29 protein-coding genes are annotated in these 21,061 nt (G+C 29.1%); 15 read left to right on the top strand and 14 right to left on the bottom strand.

Annotated elements, in window-relative coordinates; all coding sequences use genetic code 11:
* Positions 1 to 20 precede the first annotated feature (20 nt).
* Complete coding sequence (locus SOI86_RS08665) at positions 21 to 1,373, top strand: hypothetical protein (protein WP_320681415.1); 1,353 nt, start codon at positions 21 to 23, stop codon at positions 1,371 to 1,373.
* Positions 1,370 to 2,569, top strand: coding sequence for a hypothetical protein (locus SOI86_RS08660; RefSeq protein WP_320681414.1), 1,200 nt, complete (start codon positions 1,370 to 1,372; stop codon positions 2,567 to 2,569). Before SOI86_RS08665 ends, SOI86_RS08660 begins: the two co-directional genes overlap by 4 nt.
* A gap of 4 nt (positions 2,570 to 2,573) precedes the next feature.
* Here SOI86_RS08660 and SOI86_RS08655 read toward each other — a convergent pair whose 3' ends face one another.
* Positions 2,574 to 5,444 (bottom strand): CHAT domain-containing protein, encoded by a 2,871-nt coding sequence (locus SOI86_RS08655; protein ID WP_320681413.1) that lies wholly within the window; start codon positions 5,442 to 5,444, stop codon positions 2,574 to 2,576.
* 129 nt (positions 5,445 to 5,573) lie between these two features.
* Here SOI86_RS08655 and SOI86_RS08650 point away from each other — a divergent pair, with 129 nt between their 5' ends.
* The 4 genes from SOI86_RS08650 (at position 5,574) to SOI86_RS08635 (ending at position 9,433) form a co-directional block, all read left to right on the top strand.
* On the top strand, positions 5,574 to 6,596 hold the full coding sequence (locus SOI86_RS08650) for a MoxR family ATPase (protein WP_320681412.1): 1,023 nt from the start codon (positions 5,574 to 5,576) through the stop codon (positions 6,594 to 6,596).
* Complete coding sequence (locus SOI86_RS08645; RefSeq protein ID WP_320681411.1) at positions 6,593 to 7,780, top strand: DUF2201 family putative metallopeptidase; 1,188 nt, start codon at positions 6,593 to 6,595, stop codon at positions 7,778 to 7,780. Before SOI86_RS08650 ends, SOI86_RS08645 begins: the two co-directional genes overlap by 4 nt.
* Before the next feature lie 37 nt (positions 7,781 to 7,817).
* Positions 7,818 to 8,660 (top strand): hypothetical protein, encoded by an 843-nt coding sequence (locus SOI86_RS08640; protein ID WP_320681410.1) that lies wholly within the window; start codon positions 7,818 to 7,820, stop codon positions 8,658 to 8,660.
* 74 nt (positions 8,661 to 8,734) lie between these two features.
* On the top strand, positions 8,735 to 9,433 hold the full coding sequence (locus SOI86_RS08635) for a hypothetical protein (protein WP_320681409.1): 699 nt from the start codon (positions 8,735 to 8,737) through the stop codon (positions 9,431 to 9,433).
* 13 nt (positions 9,434 to 9,446) lie between these two features.
* On the opposite strand, the gene SOI86_RS08630 is transcribed toward SOI86_RS08635, so the two are convergent.
* Complete coding sequence (locus tag SOI86_RS08630) at positions 9,447 to 10,193, bottom strand: tetratricopeptide repeat protein (RefSeq protein WP_320681408.1); 747 nt, start codon at positions 10,191 to 10,193, stop codon at positions 9,447 to 9,449.
* Between the two features lie 135 nt (positions 10,194 to 10,328).
* Between SOI86_RS08630 and SOI86_RS08625 the strand changes: the two genes are divergently transcribed.
* Both SOI86_RS08625 and SOI86_RS08620 read left to right on the top strand, forming a co-directional pair.
* Positions 10,329 to 10,904 (top strand): hypothetical protein, encoded by a 576-nt coding sequence (locus SOI86_RS08625; RefSeq protein ID WP_320681407.1) that lies wholly within the window; start codon positions 10,329 to 10,331, stop codon positions 10,902 to 10,904.
* A gap of 24 nt (positions 10,905 to 10,928) precedes the next feature.
* Positions 10,929 to 11,138, top strand: a complete 210-nt coding sequence (locus SOI86_RS08620; protein ID WP_320681406.1) for a hypothetical protein — start codon at positions 10,929 to 10,931, stop codon at positions 11,136 to 11,138.
* A gap of 5 nt (positions 11,139 to 11,143) precedes the next feature.
* On the opposite strand, the gene SOI86_RS08615 is transcribed toward SOI86_RS08620, so the two are convergent.
* Positions 11,144 to 11,881 carry a tetratricopeptide repeat protein gene (locus tag SOI86_RS08615; RefSeq protein WP_320681405.1) on the bottom strand — a complete coding sequence of 246 codons (738 nt, stop codon included), beginning with the start codon at positions 11,879 to 11,881 and terminating at the stop codon, positions 11,144 to 11,146.
* Positions 11,882 to 12,184: 303 nt separating this feature from the next.
* On the opposite strand from SOI86_RS08615, the gene SOI86_RS08610 reads away from it, so the two are divergent.
* On the top strand, positions 12,185 to 12,376 hold the full coding sequence (locus SOI86_RS08610; protein WP_414477937.1) for a hypothetical protein: 192 nt from the start codon (positions 12,185 to 12,187) through the stop codon (positions 12,374 to 12,376).
* Positions 12,377 to 12,469: 93 nt separating this feature from the next.
* Here the strand turns inward: SOI86_RS08610 and SOI86_RS08605 are convergent, their stop codons facing one another.
* Together SOI86_RS08605 and SOI86_RS08600 are read right to left on the bottom strand one after the other, a co-directional pair.
* Positions 12,470 to 13,255 carry an SIMPL domain-containing protein gene (locus SOI86_RS08605; protein ID WP_320681403.1) on the bottom strand — a complete coding sequence of 262 codons (786 nt, stop codon included), beginning with the start codon at positions 13,253 to 13,255 and terminating at the stop codon, positions 12,470 to 12,472.
* 199 nt (positions 13,256 to 13,454) lie between these two features.
* Positions 13,455 to 13,604, bottom strand: coding sequence for a hypothetical protein (locus tag SOI86_RS08600; protein WP_320681402.1), 150 nt, complete (start codon positions 13,602 to 13,604; stop codon positions 13,455 to 13,457).
* A 213-nt stretch (positions 13,605 to 13,817) separates the two neighbouring features.
* Here SOI86_RS08600 and SOI86_RS08595 point away from each other — a divergent pair, with 213 nt between their 5' ends.
* The 3 genes from SOI86_RS08595 to SOI86_RS08585 are packed head-to-tail and all read left to right on the top strand — an operon-like array spanning position 13,818 to position 14,515.
* Complete coding sequence (locus tag SOI86_RS08595) at positions 13,818 to 14,027, top strand: high light inducible protein (RefSeq protein WP_011817881.1); 210 nt, start codon at positions 13,818 to 13,820, stop codon at positions 14,025 to 14,027.
* Complete coding sequence (locus SOI86_RS08590) at positions 14,027 to 14,287, top strand: high light inducible protein (RefSeq protein WP_320681401.1); 261 nt, start codon at positions 14,027 to 14,029, stop codon at positions 14,285 to 14,287. Before SOI86_RS08595 ends, SOI86_RS08590 begins: the two co-directional genes overlap by 1 nt.
* The gene (locus tag SOI86_RS08585; RefSeq protein ID WP_320681400.1) at positions 14,288 to 14,515 is read left to right on the top strand and encodes a M protein; all 228 of its coding nucleotides are present in this window, start codon (positions 14,288 to 14,290) and stop codon (positions 14,513 to 14,515) included.
* A gap of 310 nt (positions 14,516 to 14,825) precedes the next feature.
* On the opposite strand, the gene SOI86_RS08580 is transcribed toward SOI86_RS08585, so the two are convergent.
* From SOI86_RS08580 to SOI86_RS08565, 4 genes are read right to left on the bottom strand one after another with little or no spacing between them, the layout of a single operon-like run.
* Entirely contained in the window at positions 14,826 to 15,080 is a 255-nt protein-coding gene (locus SOI86_RS08580; RefSeq protein ID WP_320681399.1) for a DUF1651 domain-containing protein, read from the bottom strand.
* A gap of 30 nt (positions 15,081 to 15,110) precedes the next feature.
* Positions 15,111 to 15,392: a DUF3303 domain-containing protein gene (locus SOI86_RS08575; RefSeq protein ID WP_320681398.1), complete on the bottom strand. Its 282-nt coding sequence runs from the start codon at positions 15,390 to 15,392 to the stop codon at positions 15,111 to 15,113.
* 40 nt (positions 15,393 to 15,432) lie between these two features.
* The gene (locus SOI86_RS08570) at positions 15,433 to 15,711 is read right to left on the bottom strand and encodes a DUF3764 family protein (RefSeq protein WP_320681397.1); all 279 of its coding nucleotides are present in this window, start codon (positions 15,709 to 15,711) and stop codon (positions 15,433 to 15,435) included.
* Positions 15,712 to 15,763: 52 nt separating this feature from the next.
* Positions 15,764 to 16,084 carry a DUF3303 domain-containing protein gene (locus SOI86_RS08565; protein WP_320681396.1) on the bottom strand — a complete coding sequence of 107 codons (321 nt, stop codon included), beginning with the start codon at positions 16,082 to 16,084 and terminating at the stop codon, positions 15,764 to 15,766.
* A gap of 171 nt (positions 16,085 to 16,255) precedes the next feature.
* On the opposite strand from SOI86_RS08565, the gene SOI86_RS08560 reads away from it, so the two are divergent.
* Entirely contained in the window at positions 16,256 to 16,438 is a 183-nt protein-coding gene (locus SOI86_RS08560; protein WP_025952387.1) for a hypothetical protein, read from the top strand.
* A 37-nt stretch (positions 16,439 to 16,475) separates the two neighbouring features.
* Here the strand turns inward: SOI86_RS08560 and SOI86_RS08555 are convergent, their stop codons facing one another.
* From SOI86_RS08555 to SOI86_RS08545, 3 genes are all read right to left on the bottom strand, one after another.
* Positions 16,476 to 16,853 carry a phosphoenolpyruvate carboxykinase gene (locus SOI86_RS08555; RefSeq protein ID WP_320681395.1) on the bottom strand — a complete coding sequence of 126 codons (378 nt, stop codon included), beginning with the start codon at positions 16,851 to 16,853 and terminating at the stop codon, positions 16,476 to 16,478.
* 72 nt (positions 16,854 to 16,925) lie between these two features.
* Entirely contained in the window at positions 16,926 to 17,393 is a 468-nt protein-coding gene (locus tag SOI86_RS08550; RefSeq protein WP_320681394.1) for a cupin domain-containing protein, read from the bottom strand.
* A gap of 81 nt (positions 17,394 to 17,474) precedes the next feature.
* A complete protein-coding gene (locus SOI86_RS08545; protein WP_320681393.1) occupies positions 17,475 to 17,618 on the bottom strand; it encodes a hypothetical protein in 144 nt (47 codons plus the stop codon).
* Between the two features lie 182 nt (positions 17,619 to 17,800).
* On the opposite strand from SOI86_RS08545, the gene SOI86_RS08540 reads away from it, so the two are divergent.
* Positions 17,801 to 17,986, top strand: a complete 186-nt coding sequence (locus SOI86_RS08540) for a hypothetical protein (RefSeq protein ID WP_032515599.1) — start codon at positions 17,801 to 17,803, stop codon at positions 17,984 to 17,986.
* An 18-nt stretch (positions 17,987 to 18,004) separates the two neighbouring features.
* Here SOI86_RS08540 and thiD read toward each other — a convergent pair whose 3' ends face one another.
* On the bottom strand, positions 18,005 to 18,784 hold the full coding sequence (gene thiD, locus SOI86_RS08535; protein ID WP_320681392.1) for a bifunctional hydroxymethylpyrimidine kinase/phosphomethylpyrimidine kinase: 780 nt from the start codon (positions 18,782 to 18,784) through the stop codon (positions 18,005 to 18,007).
* A gap of 49 nt (positions 18,785 to 18,833) precedes the next feature.
* Complete coding sequence (locus tag SOI86_RS08530; protein ID WP_320681391.1) at positions 18,834 to 19,457, bottom strand: TenA family protein; 624 nt, start codon at positions 19,455 to 19,457, stop codon at positions 18,834 to 18,836.
* An 86-nt stretch (positions 19,458 to 19,543) separates the two neighbouring features.
* Between SOI86_RS08530 and SOI86_RS08525 the strand changes: the two genes are divergently transcribed.
* Entirely contained in the window at positions 19,544 to 21,040 is a 1,497-nt protein-coding gene (locus SOI86_RS08525) for an FAD-binding domain-containing protein (protein ID WP_320681390.1), read from the top strand.
* Positions 21,041 to 21,061 lie beyond the last annotated feature (21 nt).

Here is a 21,061-nt window from a genome sequence, read left to right as displayed (position 1 = left end):
TTTAAGTCATCTACTTGAAAATGAAAATTAATTGTATACTTAGTCAGAATTTAAATTTCTCGTCAATATTGAACACACCTTACGAAACCTTAATTTATTTAAATTCTTTCGGAAAAGATATAAAAGAAAAGAACTTTAATGTCTGCAGTAAATATCTTGATAAAAACAATATAGTTTCTGAAATCAAATCTAAAGCATCGGATAATATGTTATTAGAACTGAGTAAAAAGTTTTCAGAAAGCATTTATCCAATCTTATGTATAAGATGCAGGTTAAGTGATCCTATAAAGAAAAATATAGATTATCTCTATAAAAAGCATAAGGAATTACATGAAATAGATTATCTAACAATGCTTTCATATGTATTGAATGATAGAGGAGAAAAATTTATAAAAACTTCATCAGTAAACGACAAAAAATTTAAAAAACCTTTTAATTGGCGAAGTTTATCAATCATAACCTCTAATAATTTATATCCATTCTCTGCAAAAATAATAAAAACCTTCAATAAAAAATTATCTAGCCTAGACACCTGGACTACTCATCAAATCAAATCAGAGACTAGCCTAAAAAAATATCTGGTTAAATGTAATTTAAGATTACAAAGTGACTGGTCTTTAATTGCTGATACGAGTACAAAAAGGATTTTAGAAGCCTGCAAGGAATTTAATACCTTAAAAATAAATAATGATGAGATTATTAGTCTTCACAAAAGTTATCTTATCAATTATAAGAAGGCCAAAGCAGCATACAAAAAAAAGTATGGAAGGATTAGTGGTTGGGTACCTAATCAGGCATTTATTAATACCTTAAATCCCAAACAAAGTACATTAGATAATTTGGAATGTATTGCTGCTGCAATCAGAAAATATGAGAAAGGATTAAAGTCTCCTGAATCTATGCCATCAATTAAACAATTTCTTTTAGAAAAAAAATACGAAGCATCTAGCAATGAGGATCAAATTAAAGAAGAAAGACAAATATATCTAATTAAGAAACTATCAAAAGAATTAGCAAAAGATACCTTAGAAATTATTTTTAAAAAAGAAAAAATAATATGGCTTAGAGATAAAGATAGAAAATTGGCATGGCAACTATATTCAAAAGGATATAGCCAAAGAGACATAGCAAAGAAATGCAACCATAAGCAAGGGTGGGTTAGTAAATTATTAAAAGAAAAAACCTTAGCAGAAAAAATCTCACTTAAAACAGCATTAAAACTAAAGGATCTTAAGGAATTTAAAGGGATGAAAACAAGTCCTTTAGAAATAGATAAAGTTATAAATAGTTTGATTGAATATATTACTAAAAGACAATCAAATAAAAATACATCTATTTTGCAGGATACCGTCAATTATTTGATTAAAAAATGAAGGGAAAATTGACTAATTCTGATGATAATTTCTTTGAGGCAAAACCTATCTCTGATAGTGCAGTGTCTATAGATATAGAAAAAGTAAAAAGTCTTGATCAAGCTTCTATAGTTGCTTTGAAAAAAGTTATTTCTGATGAAAACTTAAATCTTGAAGTCAAATTAATTTCAAGTATTAAAGATTTAGATTGTTTAGTTGAGATAAACAAGTTTTATATTCAAATAGTAATTACAGGAATAAGTTCTGATGAGGCAATTATTCCTTTGAAAAGATGGTACAAAAAGAACTCAGCTCCTCAATTAATTCTTGCGATGAGCATAGATGAAGAAAATGGTTTAATCGAATTCCCTGGATTAATTACTGAAAAAGAATTTAAGAACCTAATTAAAGAACCTAATCCAAAAAATAAATATGTAAATATTCCAATTAACTCTTTTAAAGGTGGCATAAATAGATTTCTTTCAATGATTCAAATTCTAGATTTAGAAGCTCTATCCAGAGAAGGATTAAGAGGAAGTAAAATAAGAATAAATTTATTAGATAATTTAATTTTTCATAGAAAAAAATTAAGTTTAGGTCTATTAATTCTAGCTGGTATATTTGCCACACCATCCCTTTTCAAACCAAGATTACTTTATAATCTTGCCTCTATTTCAGCAAATAAATTAGAGCCTATATATACAAGAAGTAGTTCTGAGGAAAATAATATAAAAATTTGTTTATTAAGTCCCAATTCATCATTTGATGGTACAAAAAATATTGTTAATTTATCTTTTGATAAACCCTTAATTTTTCCAAAAACTAAAGTTGAAAAAATTATAATTTCAAAGAATGGGGAAATTATCTGGTCAAGAGAAATTAACTCCAATAAAAAATCATATAAACCAATTCAATGGCCAATTAAACCTGTAGAGCCAAATGAAGAATATCTTATTAGCTTCGCGCAGAATGGTATATCTTCCGAGGAATATTTAGATATAACCTTAAAAGCTAGTCCGCAAAAATCATTTAAAAAGCTTTCTAATGAAATCAAAAAGATTGGGAGTAGTAAATCTGCTTGGATAAAAAATATAAATAATAAACTTAAAAAAGAGCAAGATATGGCTTTGGCACTTCTTTTTTCAGAAAAAGCACCTGATTCAAAAATTATTGAGAAAGCGAAATCTACAGTAATAAATAATAATAAATGCTTATAAATTTTTATAATTCTATAGACTTCCAATCCCCACTTAATTGAAAAGGCGCCCAATAAAATGGCTTACTCCAATCATATAATTCAGGATTACTGCTTTTGATTTTACCCTCTCTAAAATCTCTTTGAGTGCTATATAAAGCCTCAGATTTTGTTTCCCCTTTCTTAAGTCTTTTATAAAAAGAAGTCATAAATATCGCCGTTGAATCATCTCTTATATTCCATAAAGAAAGCAAACTTGATTGAGCCCCTGCTACTGCAATAGATCTTTTTAAACCATAAATACCTTCTCCAATTCTTAAGTCTCCCATTGCAGATTCACAACCGGATACAACAAATAATTCAGTCCCTCTAAGATCAAGTCTTGAAATTTCTAACGCAGTTAAAAATCCATCATCATTATCATTTTCAAAATTTAAATTTGCTCCTGCAAATACTATTCCGGTTCGATTAAGCGGATTTTTATTATAGTCTTCAATTGCTGAATCATAATAAGCATCATGATAAAAAGAATGACTTGCTATGTGAATAATTTTTGGAGAAATATTATTTTCAAATATCAATGAAGCTTTTGCTTCTTCATTCATAAAAAGTTGTGCATTAATTATTTCTTTAATATCTTGTCCCTCTAGTTTGGAGAAAGGAAGAAGTTTCCATGATTGTGATGAGGTACCTTTTAGGTCTAATTTATACTCTAATATTTCGGTTTCAGTTCTTTTATAAAAATCGCTTTTTATATTTTTAAATCTCCTGATATTTGACTTTGGTTTTCCAAAATCAGGATTTGCAATAACAATGGGCATAGTACTTTTATGAGAATTTGCTTGATTAATCTCCAATAAATCTCTACCTGCGGTAATTAAATTTACTTGAAAATCATCATTTAATAAGTTCTCGCTTAAAGGTGATCCCAATGCAGAATATGCAACTTTATTTAGGGCAGAATCAGGCGAAATGATTAATCTATCTTTTTGATTAATTTCTTCAGTAAGAGGTTTTATAATAAGATCACTAACTTCTCTCCATTTTTGCAAAGCATTATTTGATTTTAATTTAGTAGCTTTAGTTGCAGCATTTATCATTGATTCAATAACTTCCGCAGAACCCAAATCAAAAGATGAAATATTTCCATCAGGAGAAAGAATCAAAGCTAAATATTTTTCCTTGGGTTTTAAATTCTTAAAAGGTTCTTTTTTTGCACTATCATACTTTTGATATTCAATTAATACAGAATCTTTTGGGATTACACTTGCTATATCCTCGGCGTCATAAATTATTGGATTTAATTTAGGTAATAATACATTTAAAGATTTTTCAAGTTCGATTTTCCTTGAGAATAGTTCTCTTCTAAATTTTTCATAGTTTAAGGTTTTATTTGAAGATAATTTACTTTCTATAAGTTTTAGATTATTTCTTAACTGCTTAATTTCAGGATCAAGAATTTTTAATCTATTTTGTCTACTTTCTATATCCTGTAATAAACCCTGATAATTTATTCTTGAAAAGAATGCCAAGTTTTTATAAGAGCTATCTTTTTCAATAAATGCAAAAGGAAATAAATGAAATTTCTGATATGAATCAGAAATAAAATTTTGTCTATCCAAAATATTCAATTCTTGGACTCTTTTTTGCATAGATTCAAAAGTCTTTTGTAAAGCTTGATATCCATATTTATTTGATTCATCTTGTCTTCCTTGAAGATAATAAAGTAGTGAAAGATTAGATAATGGCTTTATATATTTTTCATCCGCATCTGAGAATCTAATTTTGTTAGCTTCAATTGCAAAATTAAGCAAACGTTCAGCTTCTTCATAGGATCCTAAACTCAATAAATTATGAGCTACATTGTTCAATATTGATATTTTAAAATCATTATCTAAATATGAGAGATCATAATCAGGATTAAGTAAGCTAAGGTGATATGGTTGAGATTTTAAAAAAAGTTTTTGATAATCATAAATGTAAGCAATATTTGCTACTAGATATGGATAATCTGGATTACTTTTAAGATTATAATTTTCTTTATTTTCTTTTATTAGCTGGAGTGCAATTTTTTCAGCTTCATTAAATTTGCCTTGAGACAATAAAACATTTGATAATGCTATAAAAATATTTGGATTTTTATAGTATTTTTTTTTGATTAACTGGCTAAGTAGTTTTTCAGACTCTATATACTTTTTTTGTCTTATATATAAATCTGCCAATTCAAGTTGATACTTACTTTTCATTTCATGATTTATATTAAGTTCCTCTAAACCTTTTATCGCGGCTTCAATAAAAACTTCTGCGCTTAGAAATTCACCTTTATCTAAATATAATTCTCCAATTTCCCCAGCAATAATATAACTTTCAGGTATTTTTTTTCCAATTTGTTCCTCTATTAAATTATTTGCGATCAGCAAAGTTGCTATACCTCTATCATAATCCTCTATTTCGGAATATAGATTAGATAAATATAAATAGTTTTCTAAAACATATTGAGAATTCTCTTTAAAAGGAATATCTAAATAAACTTTTGCAGCTTTAAGATAAGAATCCTCAGCCTCTTTAAAATATCCAATAGCTTGATAATTTTGAGCTATAGCATTAAGGTTTTTACCTCTATAGATATTTTTTTGGAGTTCTGAATCATTAAGAATATTAATTTTTTGGTTTATTTGTTTAAGTATATTAATAACCTTTAAATAATCGCCTTGATCAGAAGCTAATTTTGCTTTATCTAGTAATGGTTTAAGCTTTTCATAAATAGTCCTTCTTTCAATATTGGTTCTTTCAGTATTTATAAAATTATTTTTAGAGTTTAAAAAAAATCTTCCAGTTAAAACAGTAATTGAAATTAAAACGAAAATAAAGCCTATATTTTTTGCACTTTTAATCATCTGATATAGACCATTAAATTTCTTACTATAAGTATTTAAAAATAATAACACTAATTATATTTGAGGAAATTATTTGGAATCACGTTTGAAAGAAAAGAACTATTAATAGATAAATTTATTTTTTTATTAATGACTCCATCCCAATTAACTGCGTTTCTAGAAAGATTAATTTCTGAAGAACTAACTATAAGTGCAATGATATGGGGTCCTCCTGGGATAGGAAAATCAAGTATTGTAAGCCAGGCCGCAAAAAATAAAGGATATGATTTTATTGATTTAAGACTCAGTCAATTAGCTCCTACTGATCTTAGAGGACTTCCTGTAGCAATTCATCCTAAAAGCAAAACAGAAATAGGTATTTCTAAATGGTATCCTCCAGAATTTCTTCCAAAAGCAGGAAAAGGTATATTATTTCTTGATGAAATAAATATGGCACCTCCTGCAATGCAGGGCGTAGCACAACAACTGATACTTGATAGGAAAATTGGCAATTATAGGGTTCCTAAAGATTGGCTTATTTGGGCCGCTGGTAATAGGAAGGAAGATCGTGCATCAGTCTTTGAAATGCCTACACCTCTAAATAATCGCTTTCTTCATTTAGATGTAGATGTAAATTTTTCTTGTTTTAAATCTCACGCTCTTAAAAAAGATTTACCAGAAGAAATAATAAGTTTTCTTGGATTCAGACCTACCTTACTGCATAAAGTAAATTTTGAGGAAAAGGCATGGCCATCTCCAAGATCCTGGGAAATGGCAAGCAACTTATTTAAACTTAATCTTCCAATTAATACTGCAATTGGAGATGGTGCAGCTGAAGAATTTAATTCATTTTTAAATGTATATAAAAACCTTCCTAATCTTGCTCAAATAATCAAAGGCAATGGAGAAAAAATAAATTTCCCCAAACAGGTATCAACACAATGGGCAACCATAACAGGCCTAACTAAAAGAGCTGATAAAGCGGAAGAGGTGAAAGAAGTTTTTCAGTGGCTTTTCAAAAATACAACTCCTGAATGGATCCAGGTATTTGCGTCTGATATAGTTGCCAATTTTAAAGAAAAAAAACAACTTACCTCTCTAGCAAAAGTTGTAATGGGCGATCCTCAAATGCAGAAATATTTAAAAAATTATCAGGAGTTGATTATTAAATGAAAAATAAAAAAGAAAAAGATACTTCAGAATTATTTAATTACATAAGTGCTACACGTTTAAGACTAAGGCAATCTTCTCCATTTTTCGCCTCACTTTCAATGTATGCAGAAATTGAATTTACTAAAGAATTTCCTATAGCTGCGACTGATGGTCAAAAGATATTTTTTCATCCTCAAAATTATATTAATTTCAAACCTAAAGAAAGGGATGCAATTTTTCTGCATGAGCTTTTACATATGGCTCTATTACATTGCTCGAGACAGGGCGAGAGAGATAATTATATTTTCAATATTGCGGCGGATATAGTTGTCAATGGCATGATTGCATCAGAGCCTTCAGTAAAATTACCTGCTAATGCTATAAGAGATGAAGATTTAGAAAGTCTAAAAGTAGAAGAGATTTATGAAATATTACTCAAAAAGAAAGAGAAAATAAATCTACCTATTGATGATTTAGTACATGAAAATAACAAGGTTAATTCGAATAAAGCTAATAAACAATTAGATGAATTAGACGAGTTAAATAAACAAAATGCAAAAAAGCAATTTTGGAAAAAAGCAATAAGTGATTCTCTTTTAGTAGCAAAGCAATCTGATCAGAAAAATATTCCTGAATCCTTCAAAAGGCATTGTGATGAAATAACTAAGCCAGAAATAAACTGGAAAGCTCATTTATGGAGATTTCTAGTTAGAACTCCAAATGATTTTGAAGGATTTGATAGAAGATTTATTCATAATGAAATTTATGTTGAGGAATTAAAAGGTGAGACAGTATTTATTTTTTGCTGTATAGATACAAGTGGCTCTGTATCAACAGAAGAATTAGAAAAGTTCTTAAGTGAACTTAGTGGAATTGTTAATTCTTACCCAAATTTAGTATGCAAACTTTGGTACGCAGATACTGAATTATATGGTCCTTTTGATATTGATAAAGAAAAAGATATTCCTGGTCCAGAAGGTGGAGGTTTTACTAGTTTTGATCCTTTCTTTGAAGAAGTAGAAAAAATTAATACTTTTCAAAAAGATGCAGTATGTATATATTTAACCGATGGCTTCGCTTATTTACCAATTAAAACTCCTGAATTACCTGTTCTTTGGGTGATTACTCCTGGAGGCCAAGAAAGTGAATATTTTACTTTTGGAGAGGTTATAAGACTTAATAAAAGTAATTTGGAATCAATATAGAAAACGATGACTAAATAGTAAAAGAATAAAAAAACTAATGAAATCAGAATTAAAAAAAGAAAATATTAATCCTTTTAATTATTTTCAAAGAGATCTTTTTTTAAATGAAAAGAATTCGATTTTTGTTTATGATCTTGAGAAAATTATAAAAAAAGATAAAACTTATTCTTTTATAAGAGATTTAGAAGAAATAGATTGGCTTCATGCATCACCTGAGGAAGATAATTTCATAAAAGAAAGTGAAGATATTTATGATCTTTTTTTATGGAATATGAATTCAATAATTGAAATAATAGATGAGAATTTGATTTTAAATGAATATTATTTGGAAAATAATAAGATACCCAAATTTCATGAATTAGCTCAATTATCTAAATGGTTTAAAACCAATAAAAAAGACTTAAAAAAAGGAAGCGTATTCCTAGATGAGTTAGAATTCGTAGAATTGAAGAAGGATTACCATAAATCATTAAAATTAAAACAAGAATTTATTGAGGCACATTTTTTTCTATGTTTAAGATGCGCATGGAAATATAATGGAGAATATACGGGTAAGGATATAATCGAGCTTTCATTCATAAGTAAAATAAAACTTTATGAATCAATTGAAACTTTTTTTAAAAATCTAAGATTAATAAAAAATAATTGGGCTGAGAAATTAGCAAATGATAAAAAGAAAATTAATTGGTGGGAGGCAAAAAAAACTATGTCAGATGATGACTTTGATGGATGCATTTATGCAAATGATTTTTTAAATGCTTATTTAGAATTCATTAGCAAAACAAAAAAAGATATTGAAGTTCATATATTGAGTTATTTAATAAATGAAATTGATTTTTCAGAAAATGGTGAATTTGTTTTTCAAAATAAAACTTTTTAATATTTATGGATAGATAAGGAATCAATATTTAGAACTCGGAACTAGGTATATATATACTTTTTAACTTATACAAAATGTCCAATATATATAGATATGAATTTTTAATCAGTGAAGGTCTTGAGGAAGAATTTAATGGAAATTATGATGAGGCTATTAAAAAATATTCAGATGCAATAATATCTATACCTTACAAAACTTGTGGATATTATTATCGGTCTATTTGTTTTATAGATCAATTAAATTATAGAAGTGCAATCGATGATTTAAATATTGCTATTTTGTTAAATCCAAAAAGTTATTTTTTTATTATCGAGAGAGGCTCAGCTAAACTTGCTTTGAAAGAATATAAATCTGCATTATCAGATTTCAATGAAGTAATTAAATTAAATCCAAATAATAAAGATGCTTATGAATTAAGAGCAATAACAAAGGAGAATTTACTTGACTTTGAAGGTGCAATAGATGATTACGGTATAGCAATTTTATTAAATCCTGATGATCATTATCTATTTGAAAAACGTGCATTAGTTAAGGAAATGTTAGGAGAATTTCATGGTGCAGAAAAAGACCTATCTTTAGCAATTAAAATTCATCCATTTAAAGCAGATCTATACTTCAAAAGATCAGATATTAGAGGATTAAAATTAGAAGATTACACTGGTGCAATTAATGATTTGAACAGAGGTTTAGAATTAGACCCCAATATAAATCCAATATGTGAAGATTTATATTTTAAGGAAGCTTTTAGAAAAATAAAAATCGATAGTATTTAAATAATTCTCGAGATTATATCTCCCTATTTCTCTTTTTTTTCTTTAAAGCCTTTGGACTATATTCTGATTTAATCCATTCTTCATACATTTCAAGATCATCAAACAAAGCTAATTTATCAATAGTTGATAATTTCTTTAATTCTTCGTGGGTTCTTAGATCTGAAATTCTTTCCCTTGATAATTGATATGAAGCTTCAGCATAAATTTCATGATCTCTAAAATTTCTTTCATTTTTCATTCTAAGAAAATCACCAAAATCATTTGATTTTTCATATATATCTTCATCTTCCAATGTCAGCTGATTTCTTAATTTTACTAGTTCAACAACATAAGCCCAATCGAGGATAGCTTCAAATCTATTATTCAAATTTCTATTTGCATTTGCTCTTTCAAAATAAGCTTTGAGATAAATCACATCAGTTTCCTTAAGCTTAGTATCGTTATCAATAAATGAGGTATAACCTTTAATTGCTCCTTGAAAATCCTTTTGTTTAAACTTTAATTTAGCCAAGTTATAATAATAAATTGATGAATTATTCTTATCAACATCTATAGCTTTTTCGAATCTTGAAATTGCATCATCATAAAGTCCAAGTTTTGTCAGACTTAAACCCATAAGATAATGGGTCTTTCCATTATTTGGATTAATTTCAATTGATCTCAAATAATCTTCGCAGGCATCTTTATATTCACCCTTTTGATGTCTTGAATAACCCAGATTTTGAAAGGTTAAAGCAAGTTCATTTGATGCATTTTCCATAAAAAATAAATTATTAAATCTAGTTATTAAATAGTTCTGAAATCAAAAATTGATTCCTGGAACTTTTCACTTCTTGTTAGAAAGGAATCATCTTACAAAACAGAGAACTAATAATTAGGAAATAATAAATTTAAAATGAGTGCAGTTATAGAATTTCATTTTGAAGAAACACATGAATATAATCATATTTCTGAAAAATATGAAAATATTAATAAAAAATTGGATCTTGAATTACCGAATAAATATTTAATCAAAATCAATCTTGAAAAGAAATTAATTGAAGAAAACAAACTTTCTGGCAATAATTTTAAAAATCCGCATCTTAAAATTTCTAAAAGAATTTTTGAAGATGGAACACTTCATGATTTCTTCGGATATAGAAATTCCCCCAAGAATCTTATAAGGTACTCAGTTAGAGAATTACAAAACCAAAAAACAAAAAAGGCTAAAGACTTTATTAAATTTGAAGGGGAAAAAATAATTTGGGGTTGGGGATGGGAAGATAATTTATTTCAAGAAAAAAAATTTATAAATATTAAAACAGGAATTCTTGAAAATGAAATCTCATTTAAGGGAAGAAAGTTCAAGGCAAAACATAATTTCTTAAGCAAAGAAAATTATAAATTGCTCAAAAATTTTAAATATGGAGATAAGTTGATATTTTTAACTAATTATGAATGGAATCATCTTAAAAAAAAGAGAACTATATAAATTTGATCCTTTTAAATTCAGAAAATGGCAAAATGGCACAAAGGCAGCATAAGAGAAAAAAAAATTGATATAAAATTGAGGCTAAGACAAATGTCAGAAGATATAGATGAGATAATAGAATATATAAATAAAGAGGAAAATAATGTTGAGAATGTTGGTCCTTCTGAAATAAAAATCCTTATAGAGGGCGTAAGGGCTGTGATGGATTTAGTAATTGCAATAAAAAACAAATAAATTGCTTAAAAATAATTTCCAATATTAAGCCTTATAAGACTAATCATTTCCTCAGGAATATCATTCAAAATATCTTTATTTTGAGCAAGATTATCTTTAAATAATTGAATTCTTCTCATTTCGTTTTTACCAATAAATGATTTGAAATCATCTAAAGCATCCTCATAATTATTGTTTCTTGAGCGTGCAACAGCTCTAAAAAAAAGACACTGCCATGAAAAACCGGAACGATAATTAATTGCATTCGAAAAGTCAAATATTGCCTTATTAAAATCTCTTTTCCTATATTTAGCTAATCCTCTAATGAAGTAACCCTTATCATATTTATCAAGATAGATAGATTCAGTTGCGTCTTGTATAGCATCATCAAAATTATTAAGAAATAGATTTGCCATACCTCTATTAACAAATGCATCTTTATCCGAATAGTCAATTTCTAAAGCCTTTGTTGAATCAATCAGAACATCTTCAAAATTTTCAAATTGCAAATTAACATAAGCTCTATTTATATAACCATATTTGTTTCTAGGGTTTATCTCAATTGCTTCAGTAAAATCATCGATTGCACCGTCAAATTCACGAAGATCACATTTGACATAACCTCTAGAAATAAATGCATCTTCATTAGATGGACATTCTATAATCGCCAAAGAATAAAGTTCCAAAGCCTTATTAAAGTCGCCATTTCGTTCTGCTTCTTCACCTTCATATTTCCAATAACCCCATCCTTTTTTTAAGGTCATTTCAAGTTTTATTTATAAGTATTTGAGTATGTATAGTTCCTCTAAATTTTTTTGATTCCTAATTTATTTAAATAATTTAGTTTAGATAAAATATGATTTTAGTTAAATAAGATCAAGATTTTTTGAATAAGTCCTGAATGACGTAAATATCTTCTGAATTTGGATATTTTTGCTTAAAAACCTTAATGGTAATTTCATGTGAAATGAGACTAAATACCGAAGCAACCAGATACTGTATTAATGGTGAAGATAAGCAATGCGGATAAAAACAATCTTATAATTTCAAATAGCTTGTCTTAAGTAATGCCACTATCGTCATACCGGATGCACAGAATTTATCTTGCAGCGACCATGAATTATGGTCTGGGTTCTGATGATCCAGAAGAGCTGGCCTACTACAACAAAATCAAAAAAGATATGGATGATATGAAAAAAGAACCAGTAAAAAAAGGTATCCCCCTTAATTGGGATACCCCCGAAGGAATGGATAAATGAATCTGAATACTTTCTTATTTATCGATGGAAGTCTGATGCTTATTGGTCTGCCTTTAGTTATGATTTTTAAAGGCAAAAAGAAGACTCACTAAGTTACTTCTTAACAGCGAAAGTTACTCCCATAACCGCAGTGATATCTTTCTTGATAGTGGTGGTGTCATAAGATCCCCAACTACTTACCTTGGTGGAATTCGGAACAGTTATTTGAAAAACTCCAGTATTCACTCTCTTTAAACCACCTACTTCAGAGCCTGCCTCTAGAGCGATAGCTTCAGCCCTGATTCGGGCATCCTTCGCAGCCTTGGCAAGCATGTCTACTCTTTTATCAGCAAGCTTTGAATAGGTAAATTCAGGTCGGCTTGGTTTCACCCTTACTCCTTTCCCAAGCAATTCTGTTATCTGACTATGAGTCTTTTGGATCTTATAAACATCCCTACTTTCAATCTCAATATTCTGATAAGTAATCCATTCAGTTCTAATGATTTCATTAGTCTTGGGATTCCTAGTTTTATATTCACTGATACTCGCAGGGCCAAGATAAACATCCTGCTTTACGCTGTCCTCAATTCCATTGGCTTTAAGGAATTCCATTGTCTTATTAATAGACTCCTTGTGCTTGGTAAATGAGTCAATCTGAGTTTTACCTGAGGTCTTTACCTGGACTGACCATTTTGCAATATCACTCTCAAAACTTTCAGTACTTGCACCTGTAACAGTGATAGTATTCTCAACCGTTCTGAACCCTCTCACAAGGACCGTGGAGGCGCCTATAAAACCTCCGAGAGATAAGACAGCCATTGCGAAAACAAGTGGCGGAGTGCGGCGTATAATGCCCAGAGAATCGCCCGGCAGCGACCTGAGTCTCTTAATAATTTTCATTGTCTATCAGTATGTTTGTAGGAGCTTTTTAACAGCTGAACCAAAAGAAAAATATTAGAAAAATCCCTGACTTTTATTTCTTCAGTTCTATCTGGCCATTAATGGAAACATCTTATGTTGATGTGCCAATTTTGAAGTCGGTTACTAATATTGCCAAACTAAATGACAATCCGCAAGAAGTATTTTTGTATTATTAAGGCTATCTTCCCGCCTTTGCATACTCGAGATTTAATAAATACTTTTCACCATCATCATCACTGTCATCGTCATCATCATTGAAAGAGGCAATCAAGACATAAACGCCTCCCAGTCCAAGGAACATTGATAAGTAAAGGATAGGATCTGTCATTATTTAATTTTGATCAATCGAAAACAAATCCGAGGAAGCTTTTTCATATCTCCATGATCTTTTAATTATTAGCTTCAACTTTAAAAATTACTTACTGTTACAGATATGTATCAATAAAGCTTATAAAATACCGAAATACGGATATTTAAAACCTTTCTCTTTACATTAGTTAATAATAATGTTACGTTTGTTAACAATTAAATTATTTAACTAATGGCTAATTCTTCATACATAACTACAGAATCAGGCGGAAGGCAAAATATTTTTCCAACTGAACCCCGTCCTTATGTTGATCAATCTGTTTCTTACGATGGATATCCTCAAAACGCAGAAAAAGTTAATGGTCGTTGGGCAATGATCGGTTTAGTTGCACTTTTGGGAGCTTATGTAACTACAGGCCAAATAATTCCAGGTATTTTCTAATGTCTCCTCTTTCAGTATTTTTAGCTGTAATCATATCCTTCACAGCTATCCTCGTTGCTTACCTAACCAAGCAATTTCAAAAAGAAAATTTAAACTATTTAACTTCAAATCCAATGACAAATTCAAACACCAAAGTTAAAACAATCGAAAAAGAAAAAGTTGTTGCAGAAACTCTTAATGGCAGATTCGCAATGCTTGGATTAATTGCCGCTGTCGGAGCTTACTTAACAACAGGTCAAATAATTCCAGGTTTCGTTTAAATGATTTTAATCTCTGTACCATTTTACGATTTTCCATCTTCGCCCATACTAATAACTGGCGCGATTGGTATTGTTGTAGCACTTGCTGTATTTTTTCTCGCTTACAAAAAGTACTTTAATTCTCCATTTAACAAAGAACTTCAATTAAAGAAAAAAGCTCTATTAAAGGAGAAAACAGAACTTAACAAAAAACTTGAGAAAATAGAGCAAGATTTAAAAAATTTATAGTGAAATCCATGAACATAGACATTTTCCTAATATCTTTCTTTACTTATCTTTTAGTACCAGTAGTAATGATCGCTAAAGGGAAAAAAGCAACTATTTAAAAAAGATTTAGACTCCAAAAAACAAAACACTCAAAATAGACTTGCTGAAAGTCTTGTTGATCAAGACTTCAGACAACTATATTTTTCTTAATTCATAAAGTTCTAGATTAATAACTTTAAAAAAATTGATATAGCTTTAATGAATGTACAAATACCTTATGCACAGGTCTTTTCTTAATAATTTACATTAGATCTAAAAAGAGGGGAAACTATCACTCTTTTTTTGGCCAAACTTCCTCAGTTTTCTTCCATCCCTGAGAGATTAACCTTTCATAAATCTCTCTGGCTAATTCTATATCAACAGAAACTGTAGTTGTCATTAAAGGTGGTTCTTTCCCTAATACACCAACTATCTCTCCAGTATCTACAAACATATACTCAAAAACACCATCTATGCTTTTATTGTTTTTTATAAATCTTTTTACTTCTGTTTTTTTTGGATTAATCAACCAATGAGATTTAGCCATTAATAAAAAGTAAAACTAGAACGCGTTTGTTTAACAATATAGAGCTACTGTTTGATCTAAATCTGCACAAGGTTCAATAGTAAACTCCAATAATTCTCTCCAAGGTTGCCACTGTCGCCAAATAGTTTCTAAAGAATCAGCATCTACAACAGAGTAACCATTGCCATGTTGAGGTAAGAAAATCCAAGATTTAACGTCATACCCCTCTGGTCTATTTTGTGGCCCTCCTTTGTCGTACCATTCCTTTAGCATTTTTGAACCCTTCTCTTGGGCATTTGCATCATTAAATTTATAAGAAATAAGAAACAGCATAAGCAAAAAATTAAGTACGATCTATCTTAGAAAAAATAATTTAAAAGTAACTAGTAATAACGGTTGAATCATAAATATGACCAGCACTCTCAATTAATGGTTTCACTCCTGGGTCTTCAAACATATCTATTGATTTACCTTCTTCACCTTGTTCAATAAGAATTACACTGGTTGAATCATCTTTCTTTACACCTTTATATAAGCAAATAATTCCACGTTCTTTATTCATTTGTATGTTTTCTTTGCTGTCATAAACTGCAGCCCATTCCTCAAAAGGGACGCTTATTTTGAATATATAAACAGTAGTCTCAAGAGACATAAAAAAAGGAGCTAGTTGCTCCTTATTCTAGATCGACTGTCAATCAATTGAATTATCCCATTGCGGCAACAGCCTCAGCAACTTGTTTATTTCTTTGAATAACCTCATCGTCGTTTAAAACAGCAGTGATATTCCAATCAAGACCAAATTTAGCTCTCCACACTCCAAAATGTTGAGATATTGCTAAGTGATTATGAGCCTTAAAAGTAACAAAGACCTCTCCTGTTTCAGGAGCATGGAATCTACTTACCAATTCAAATCCATCAAAATTATCCATAGGTGCACCTGAAGCAATATACTGCTCAAACATCTTGTAACCTTCGGACTGAGAAATTCCGTCTGGAATAAGTCCATGAACGTGATAGAAAGCCATAAATAAAAATCATGAATTTAATTTCAATTTAAAAACCATCATTTAAAAAGCATTTAAATTATCTTTAAATTTAGATTTTTAAGCCTTTTTCAATATTAATTCGGTAGGAAAGAATCTTTATTTGGTATCGCATGTACCGTTTATAAATTTTTTGGTAGCTATTAATTAGTTATGAGTTACTTTGCCGAACCTAACCATATTGAATATGATGCATGGTTCGATGAAAATATCGACCCACTAGATCTTGTGAATTACTCAGATGAAAAGGAGTTCAGTGATTCCGTACACTTTAAGTTCCACAAGATGTCCACAAGAAATTTAACAATTGGTTCTTCTGATAATTTTCACTGGTAAGTAAAAAGATTCTACATCCCAAAGATATTTATGAATCTTACGCAGAATATGTTCCATCACTTTCTCTTCTTGCCTTAGCTAATACAATTTCAGCTACAACTTTTTTAATCATGTAAGCACTTTTTTTAGCAAAACATTTTTCTTTTTTAATGCCTTCAAAATTACTTGTGATTGAATCATTATGTTCACAACAATCGCATTTAATATCAATTTTCATACCTCTGTAAACGTCCAAAGCCCTAGAAAAAACCCATTGCTGAACTGAAATACTTTCCCAACTATCAAAATTAGACCACTCATCAAAATCCTTATTAAGAATCCCTTTTAATCCATCAACCTGATTTACATTTACTAAATATGAATCTTTTCTTGATTTATCCTTAATACCAATTGTTTTGAGATAATTTTGATTCATTCCATGATAAGTAGATTAAGTAGCACTATAAATCTAAAGGAAAATTTCAAAGATATAAACTTAAAAAATGTCTTAAATAAGATCATTAGTTGCTTTATCTAATCTAGAAGTATGATTTGTATTTCTGAGTAATTCAAAATCCTTAAAATCAAACCCAGGTCCTACACAACAACTCACTAAAGTAAATTCTCCTGTACTTTTTGCCGCTTGCCAATATCCAGATGGGATCATTTCTACTGGATTATTAGAATTTAAAATTAAATTTCTTATTAACTTATTGTCATCATCTAGGCAATATAAATTTAGAGGATCACCCCTTAGATAAATCCAAATTTCATCTGCATTTTTTACTCTATGCCACGCACTTTTTGCATCTCTCTCCAAAAGATAATAAATTCCTGTTATGAAATTTCTACTTTGACCATCTTCCCTAGTTAGATAACTATTACTCCTTACAATCTCCCTGAACCATCCACCTTCAGAATGAGGAGATAAATTAAATTGTTTAATTATTTCTAAACTTTTTTGATTAGGGTTCACTTTACAAAAATAATTTTAAAATCCCTATTACGAAAAGTAGCAGCTTGTAAATAACTTAACTTGAAAACAAGTTTTCAAAACTTAAGCACAAATAACTGACAAATCTACAAAATTTTTATTTTCATCTGCCAGTTCAGTAATGATTCTATTAAGCCATTCAGAGGTCGTTTCACAATAGCCTACATTTAAAATAGTTTTTTGCTTTACTGTTTCTTCTTTATTCATAGTTAAAGTATTTTTATATAAATTAGTCTTTGATTAAATCTATGTGAATAAGTCTTAATTACTATCTATTTTAAAAAGTTGTATTTAATACATATTTAAGAACTGCTAGTAAACAAATAAAATTAAATCGTTGACAAGAAAATGTATACAAGTAAGAGTAGAAAAAATTTATTATTTAACCTATGAATAACATCAAGATTGAGGAATTGATGAAAGTCAGGTTCGATGGTATTGCTAATAGAATTGGTCAATTAAGCAAAAGAGAAAGTGAGTCTTTATTACTTGAGCATCTTGAGTGGTTGGAAGGAGGATGGGAGACTGAAGAAATCTTATTTTTAAAAAAACCCTATAGAAAATGGTGGTTCTAATTCCACTTCTATAAATAATTAATAATGACCTAAGGGACCAGGGCCAGATCCTATTTTATAAGAATTGTCTAAAGATTTCTCAACAAATAATTTAGCTTTTTGTATGGAATCAAATAGATCAAAACCTAAAGCCTTGTAAGCACAAATAGCCGCACTCAAAGTACATCCGCTACCGTGGGTATTTTTTGTATTTATAAAATTATTAAATAACCACTCTTTTCTACCATTTGAGTCAAGGAAGAAATCCTTGCCTTTCATATCTTTTAAACCGCCACCTTTTATAAGTACCGCTTTAGCTCCAAGACCAACAATTTTTATTGCTGAATTTTCGATATCTTCTTTACTCCTTATTTCTAAACCAGCAAGTAGATTTGCTTCATAAATATTTGGAGTTACCAAATCAGCAATTGGTAATAAGAGTTTTTTATAAGCATTAATAGCAGAATCTTCCAGTAATTTAGAACCAGTTCTTGTAACCATTACTGGGTCAATAATTTTGGTTATTTTATATGTATTTAATTTTGAAGCAGTATCATTAATTATCCTTTCATTTAATAACATTCCAGTTTTTAAGGCATCAATACCAAAATCAGCAAATAAAGTATCTAACTGACTTAATAAAGTATTCTTCTCTACTGTTTGAACGCATGTAACCTCTATACTATTTTGTGCGGTAATACATGTAATAACAGAACATCCATGTACTTTAAGGGCCATGAAAGTTCTCAAGTCAGCCTGTATGCCTGCTCCACCCCCGGAGTCACTACCGCCTATCGAAAGTGCAATTTTAGAATACATAATTTCTTAACTCGTTTTTGAAAGTACTATAAATAAATTTTAATTTAAATCAGAAATCTGAATATGCATTAAAAAAATCTAACTCCAATTCCATAGCTCTCCTGTATAAATATTTTGCCTGATTAATATCATATGTTTCTTTATTAGTCTCAATAAGATTTTCAAGTGAATCTGCTAGCTTTTCAAAGCTCTCATCAGAATAAGTAATTATCCATTCTTTATATTTAATGTCAAAATCCTCCTTATACAAACTTTTTCCTATCCAAGAATATAGTCGCATACATGGAGTCATTGCAAACATTATTTCAACGGAGCTAAGTCTTTTGGAAGTATCATCAAGAAAATCTGTATAATTTTTAGTGGCTTTTTTTATATAGTTATTAGACAAATCAATATCCCATTCTTTTGCATACGTTTCATGAAGTATTAACTCCTCTGAAACGCCCATTAAAAGTTCACTTAACTTCCTTATTGAGTACTTATCTTTTGATTTGGAAACAGCAAGACCATAAGCCTTAGCAAAAGTCTCTAAAAAGAAATAATCTTGAGCTAAATATTCTTGAAATATATTTTTAGGGAGACTTCCATTCTTTAAACCTTGAACAAATTTTGTATTTAAACTTTGTAAAGCAATCTCATAATTATCCTCCCAAAGCTTGTTTGTTATTTTCATTTTTTTGATTTTTAGTTATTCTAAAATTTTTTATATTTTTTACCTACAAACTTAATCTTATTTTTCTAGGATTAATAGAAAAAATTATGAAAGAAATAAATATCTTATGGTTTAAGAAAGATTTAAGAATTTTTGATAACGAAGCTCTCTGTGAGGCTATAAAAGATAATGATATTTTACCTATTTACATTATTGAGTTAGATATTTGGAGCCAAAATACTCATTCAGATAGACAATGGCAATTTTGCAAAGAAAGTTTAATAGATTTAAGAAATGCACTTGCTGAGATTGGACAACCATTAATTATTAGAACTGGGAATGTTATTAATATTTTTGATGAAATTAGTTCAAAATTTAAAATCAAAGGTATATATAGCCATCAAGAAACCGGAGATTGGCTTACTTATAAAAGAGATCAAAAAGTAAGAGAATGGGCTTTAACCAAAAATATTATTTGGAAGGAATTTCTACAATTTTCAGTTTTTAGAGGAAATTTAGATAGGAATAATTGGTCTAAAAAGTGGCAAAAAAATTCCGAAAAAAACTTACTTAAAGCTCCATTAAGGATTAATTCTATTCACTTTAATATTGAAGAAATACCCTCAGACGAAATTTTTACCTTTAAAAAAGAAACTTGTCCAGGAAGAATGAAAGGTGGAAGAAAGAAAGGTTTAGAGAGAATGCAATACTTCTTTAGTAATAAATTAGATTCTTATTCAAAAGATATATCTAGCCCTGAAAAATCATTTGATAGTTGTACAAGACTATCCCCATATCTTTGTTGGGGATGTATTTCATTAAAAGAAATTTTTAAAAAGGCAAATATATCAAAAAACAATAATTCCAGGATGTTAAAAAGCAGATTAACTTGGCATTGTCATTTTATTCAGAAACTTGAAAATGAACCAGAACTAGAGTTTAGGGAATTCCATCCTTTTTTTAAAAATATTAGAGAAAAAAATAATGAATTACTTTATTCATGGAGTTCAGGTAATACGGGCTTTCCTTTTATAGATGCATGTATGCGTTCATTAAATTTCAATGGATGGATTAACTTCAGGATGCGAGCGATGTTAATGTCTTTTGCTAGCTATAATTTATGGCTACCATGGCAAGATTCAGGTTCCGAATTAGCAAATAAATTTGTAGATTATGAGCCTGGAATACATTGGAACCAATGCCAAATGCAATCTGGAACTACTTCTATAAATACCAATAGAATTTATAATCCTATTAAGCAGGGAAAAGATCATGATCCTCAAGGAAAATTTATAAAAAAATGGATACCAGAATTAAAGAATATATCACTTAATTTCATTCATGAACCATGGCTATTATCTAGATTTAATCAAGAAGAATATGAACAAATTAATTACATAAGACCAATAATTGACATCCCAAATAGCACTAAAACTGCAAAGAAGAAAATTCAGGAAATCACAAAAAAGGATGGATATTGGGATATCTCAAAAGAAATTTATTTAAAGCATGGCTCTAGAAAAAGGCTTAGAAAAAATATAAATAATAAAAAAACTGTTTCTGAGGAAAAAGAAAAACAATACGAACTGAAATTAGATTTATAAATTTTATTGTCAGAAATTTAT

The organism is Prochlorococcus sp. MIT 1314 (genome assembly GCF_034093315.1).
Taxonomy (GTDB): Bacteria; Cyanobacteriota; Cyanobacteriia; order PCC-6307; family Cyanobiaceae; genus Prochlorococcus_A; species Prochlorococcus_A marinus_Y.
Note: the sequence above shows the minus strand (reverse complement) of the source record. Positions and strands in the feature narration are given on the sequence as shown.